The following is a 5,306-nucleotide window of genomic DNA, read 5'->3' as shown; positions in this document are numbered from 1 at the left end:
CATCTCGGTCGGCGGCCAGCAGCACGGGCTCGTCACCCTGGACGCGGCCGGCCGGCCGGTACGCCCGGCGATGCTGTGGAACGACGTGCGCTCCGCACCGCAGAGCGAGCGCCTCATCGGGCAGTTGGGCGCCGCCACCTGGGCCGAGCGCACCGGGGGTCTGCCCGGCCCCGCCATGACCGTCACCAAATGGGCCTGGCTGCTGGAGAACGAGCCGGCTGCCGCCCGCGCCACCGCGGCGGTCCGGCTGCCGCACGACTACCTCACGGAGCGGCTCACCGGCCGGGGCACGACCGACCGGGGCGACGCATCGGGCACCGGCTGGTGGGCGACCAGGACCGAGGCGTACGACGAGGAGATCCTGCGGCTCGCCGGTCTCTCCCCCGAGTTGCTGCCGGAGGTGGCCGGTCCTTCGGACGCGGCGGGCACCGTGCGCGGCCTGGCCGGTCTGCCGCTCACCCCGGGCACCCTGGTGGCGCCGGGCACCGGTGACAACGCAGCCGCGGCGCTCGGCCTCGGGCTGCGCCCCGGCCGGCCGGTGCTCAGCCTCGGCACATCGGGCACGGTGTACGCCGTGTCACGGCAGCGGCCCGTCGACCCCTCGGGCACCGTCTCCGGCTTCGCCGACGCGCGGGGCGACTGGCTGCCGCTCGCCTGCACCCTCAACTGCACCCTGGCCGTCGACCGGATCGCCGCACTGCTCCACCTCGACCGGGAGGCCGTCGAGGCGGGCGGCGGTCCCGTGGTGCTGCCGTTCCTCGGCGGCGAACGCACCCCTCATCTGCCGCACGCGGCAGGACTGATGTACGGGCTGCGCCACGACACGACCGGCGGACAGCTCCTCCAGGCCGCCTACGACGGAGCCGTCTACGCACTGCTCGCCGCCCTGGACCGGGTCCTGGACAAGGACGCCGACCCGAGTGCGCCACTGCTGCTGATCGGCGGCGGGGCCCAGGGGACCGCCTGGCGGGAGACCGTACGGCGGCTGTCGGGGCGGCCCGTCCAAGTACCCGCGGCGAAGGAGCTGGTGGCGCTGGGGGCAGCGGCGCAGGCGGCGGGTCTGGTGCTCGGCGAGGACGCCACCGAGGTCGCCCGGCGCTGGGACACCGCCCGGGGCCCGCAGTACGCGCCGCTCGCCGTGGACGGACCGGCCCTGCACCGGATCGGGGCCGCGCTCTCGGACGCGGGCCCGCTGCTGCGCGGCGACGAGCGCCGTGAGTGAGGCCCTGCACACCGGTCTTACGCGCCAACTCCCCCGCCTCGCCGACGCTGTGGCCTCTTCCGTCCCTCCCGCGTCAGCCCGTACCGTATGCCGGGTGGGACTCGTGCCGGTCGGCTGACACCCGGCCGGCTGACACAGGGAGCCGGAGAATGCCGGGGGAATCGGGCCCAGGGCTGCGAAGGGACGCCATCGGGCTGCGCGAAGTCCTCTTCCAGAGCATCACCGCCATGGCCCCGGCTGCGGCCGTCGCCGCTTCGATCCCCTCGGGCGCGGCCTTCGCGGGCGGCAGCCTGCCACTGTCGGTACTGGTGGCGCTGGTGGCCTGCCTGTTCACCGCCTCCTGCGTCGCGGAGCTGGCACGCCGGCTGCCCGCAGCGGGTTCGGTGGCGACGTACTCCGCGCAGGGTCTGCATCCGGCGGTCGGATTCCTGGTCGGCTGGGGGTATGTCTTCGTCGAGGCCCTGGTGCCCGCGCTGCTGCTGCTCCAGCTCGGCTTCACCACGGCCGGCACCCTGCACCAGGAGTGGGCCGGCTACCCGGCGGCGCTGTGGTGGCCGTGGTCCCTGGCCGGGGCGGTGGTCATCGCACTGGCCGGGTTCTACGGGGTCCGGGCGTCGGCCCGCCTCGGTACGGTCCTCGGCGTCTTCGAGGTGCTCGTCCTCCTGGTCTTCGCCGTCCTGCTGATCGTGCGGGCCGGGGACGCCAACACCCTTTCGGTGTTCGGCACTTCGCACACCGCCCACGGGTACACCGGGGTCGGCGGTGTCTTCGCCGGGTCCGTCTACACGGTGCTGGCCTTCTCCGGCTTCGAGGCGGCCGCGCCGCTCGCCGAGGAGACACGCGACCCGCGGCGCACCATGCGGCGCGCGGTGCTCGGCGCGGCGCTGGCGATCGGCCTGTTCTACGTCCTGACCACGTACGCGATGTCCGTGTACTTCGGCCCCGACAGGTTCGCCGGGTTCGGGGTCTCGGGAGCCTCCTCGTGGGAGGGCGTGGCCCGCGCCTCGTTCGGGCTCTTCTGGGTGCTGCTCTTCCTCGCCGTCGTCAACTCGACCATCGCCAACGCCAACGCGTGCGCGAACGTGTCGACGCGGACGGCTTTCGCGCTCGGACGGGCCGGGGTGTTCCCACGCCCGTTCGCCCGGATCCATCCGCGCCACCGCTCCCCCGTCACCGGGGTGGCCGCGCAGTTCGCCGTCGCGGTGGCGGCGGTGCTGGGGCTCGGTCTCGCGTACGGCCCGGAGACGGCTTTCGCGTTGCTGGCCACGGTCATCGTGACGGTGGTCATCGGCGTCTACATCGTCGTCAACCTGGCCTGCGCCGGGTACTTCCTGCGGCGCCGGCGCGATCTGTTCCGCCCGGTGCCCCATCTGCTCTTCCCGGTGCTGGGGATCGCCGCGTTCGTGCCGGCGCTCCTGACGGCGGCCGGGATCCCGGCGTTCGACTTCGTCTCCCGGCTCGCACCGCCCGTCTCGTACGCGGGACCGGTCGTCGGCGGCTGGATGCTGGCCGGGGCCGTGGTGCTGGCCGTGCTGGTGCGCCGCCACCCCGGGCGGCTCGCGGAGACGGGCCGGATCCATCTGGACGGTCCGGCGCTCCCCTCCACAGGCGCGGGCGCATCAGGAGCCACGGGCCCCCAAAGAACCGACTCCGCTGCCGGGGAAGGCGTCACCGTGGCCGGCACGACCGATGAGACAGGAGAGTTACCCGCATGACTGATCCGCGCATCCTGACAGTGCGTCCCCGCGAGGGTGAGTACGCCTGGACGTTCGGGGGTGCGGCGCCGGTGGCCCGCATCGCGCCCGGCACCGTCCTCGACCTGTTCACCGAGGACTGTTTCGCGGGCCGGGTGCGCTCCGAGAAGGACCTGGTGTCCGAGGTCTGCGAGTTCCCCTTCCTCAACCCGCAGACCGGCCCCTTCCACATCGAGGGCGCCGAGCCGGGCGACACGCTGGCCGTGCACTTCGTGTCGGTCGAACCGGCCCGCGACTGGGCCGCGTCGACGACCGTCCCGCTGTTCGGCGCGCTGACCTCCACCCATACGACAGCCACCCTGCAGCCGCCGCTTCCCGAGGTCGTGTGGATGTGGGAGCTGGACCGGGAGCGGCGCACCTGTCTCTTCCGGGCGCGGGACAGCGACATCGAGATCGCCCTGCCGATGGATCCGATGCACGGCACGGTCGGGGTGGCACCGGCCAATCTCGAGGTGCGCTCCGCGCTGGTGCCCGACGCGCACGGCGGGAACATGGACACCCCTGAGATGCGCGCGGGCGTCACCTGCTATCTGGGGGTGAACGTCGAGGGCGCGCTGCTCAGCCTCGGCGACGGGCACGCCAGGCAGGGCGAGGGCGAGACCTGCGGGGTGGCCGTGGAGTGCGCCATGAACACCGTCGTCGTGGTCGAGCTGCTGAAGGGCGTGGCGACCCCGTGGCCCCGCATGGAGTCGGACACCCATCTGATGTCGACCGGCTCCGCGCGCCCGCTGGAGGACGCCTTCCGGATCTCACAGCTGGACCTGGTGCAGTGGCTGGCGCGCGACTACGGCCTGTCCGAACTGGACGCGTACCAGCTGCTCTCCCAGGCGGGGGAAGCCCCGCTCGGCAACGTCTGCGACACCAACTACACGTGCGTGGCGAAAATCCGCAAGGAATGGCTGCCCGCAGGAGAACCGCACCGCGGTCTGCACCGTCATCTCAGGGAGACCGCCGCGATACTCCCGCGGTCCTGACCGCCCCGCCCGGACTCCCCCTCCACAGACGTACCACTCCCCCCACCCAGGAGACACAGATGGAACGCAACGCATCGGGCCCCAGCCGCAGACGGCTGCTGCAGAGCGCGGCGCTGGTGGCCACGGCGAGCGTCCTGCTGCCCGCGACGCAGGCGGACGCGGACAGCGCCACCGACTACCCAACCGCCCACTGGCACCCGGCTTCGACCGCCAACTACACGGCGTCCACCCGCCCGTCGGCGTACACGATCGACCGGGTGGTCATCCACGTCACCCAGGAGACCTTCCCCAACACCCTGGCCATCTTCCAGGATCCGGCGAAGGCGGTCACCGCCCACTACGTGGTGCGCTCCGCCGACGGGTACATCGCCCAGTGCGTCCGGGAGCACGACATCGCCTGGCACGCCGGGAACTGGGACTACAACACCCGCAGTATCGGCATCGAGCACGAGGGCTGGGTGGACAAGCCCGAGTACTTCACGGACGCCCTGTACGAGAAGTCGGCGGCGCTCACCGCGTCCGTCTGCGACCGGTACGGCATCCCCAAGGACCGCACCCACATCATCGGCCATGTCGAAGTCCCGGGCACCGACCACACGGACCCCGGCCCGCACTGGGACTGGGTGCGCTACCTGCGGCTGGTCAACTCCGCCTGACGGGACGCTTGCCCGGCGGCGCCACCGGGGCGACGATGGGCTGTGTCCCGCGTCCGGTGCACCGAGCCGGGGAGGCGAGTTGACCGACACATGGGTGGCTCTGCAGGCGGGGGCCGACCCCGCGCAGCGCCGCAGGGCGCTGCGCGGAGCGTACGAGGCGTTCGCGGCCGCGGGGCGTGTCGAGCGTCCGGTGCGTGCCGTGGTGGCGGAGTCCTGGCGGCGCTCGGCCCGCGCCCGGGTCAGCCGGGAGGGCACGGCGGACGTCGAGCTGTCCGACGACGGGCTCGCCGCGTACCGGGACGGCCATCCGCTGGCCAAGGTGATGCCGCTGTTCCGCGAGCTGATGGGCGCGTACGCGATGGACGGCGAGCATCTGCTCGCGGTGTGCGACGCACAGGGGCGGCTGCTCTGGGTGGAGGGGCACGCGACCTCCCGCAGACAGGCGGGCCTGATGAACTTCGTGCCGGGGGCGCGCTGGGCGGAGGCGGCGACGGGGACCAACGCGCCCGGCACCGCCATCGCCGTGGACCGTCCCGTCCAGGTCTTCGCGGCCGAGCACTTCCAGCGGCCGGTGCACCCCTGGACCTGTGCCGCGGCGCCGGTCCACGACCCGGGCACCGGGCGGCTGCTGGGCGCCGTGGACATCACCGGCGGCGACCGGCTCGCCCATCCGCACAGCCTGGCCTTCGTCGGCGCGGTC

The 5,306-nt window shown here is 73.3% G+C and carries 5 protein-coding genes; all 5 read left to right on the top strand.

Annotated elements, in window-relative coordinates:
- Window positions 1-1,222, top strand: a 1,222-nt coding sequence (gene xylB / locus G3I19_RS34290; protein ID WP_164267607.1) for a xylulokinase, incomplete at its 5' end; no start/stop codon positions are given.
- A gap of 149 nt (window positions 1,223-1,371) precedes the next feature.
- Window positions 1,372-2,937: an APC family permease gene (locus G3I19_RS34285; protein WP_164267606.1), complete on the top strand. Its 1,566-nt coding sequence runs from the start codon at window positions 1,372-1,374 to the stop codon at window positions 2,935-2,937.
- Complete coding sequence (locus tag G3I19_RS34280) at window positions 2,934-3,950, top strand: acetamidase/formamidase family protein (RefSeq protein ID WP_164267605.1); 1,017 nt, start codon at window positions 2,934-2,936, stop codon at window positions 3,948-3,950. The genes G3I19_RS34285 and G3I19_RS34280 overlap by 4 nt, the downstream gene beginning before the upstream one ends.
- A 59-nt stretch (window positions 3,951-4,009) precedes the next feature.
- Window positions 4,010-4,606 (top strand): N-acetylmuramoyl-L-alanine amidase, encoded by a 597-nt coding sequence (locus G3I19_RS34275; RefSeq protein WP_164267604.1) that lies wholly within the window; start codon window positions 4,010-4,012, stop codon window positions 4,604-4,606.
- A 79-nt stretch (window positions 4,607-4,685) separates the two neighbouring features.
- Window positions 4,686-5,306, top strand: a 621-nt coding sequence (locus G3I19_RS34270; protein ID WP_239075023.1) for a GAF domain-containing protein, incomplete at its 3' end; no start/stop codon positions are given.

The organism is Streptomyces sp. SID10853 (assembly GCF_010548145.1).
Classification (GTDB): domain Bacteria; phylum Actinomycetota; class Actinomycetes; order Streptomycetales; family Streptomycetaceae; genus Streptomyces.
Note: the sequence above shows the minus strand (reverse complement) of the source record. Positions and strands in the feature narration are given on the sequence as shown.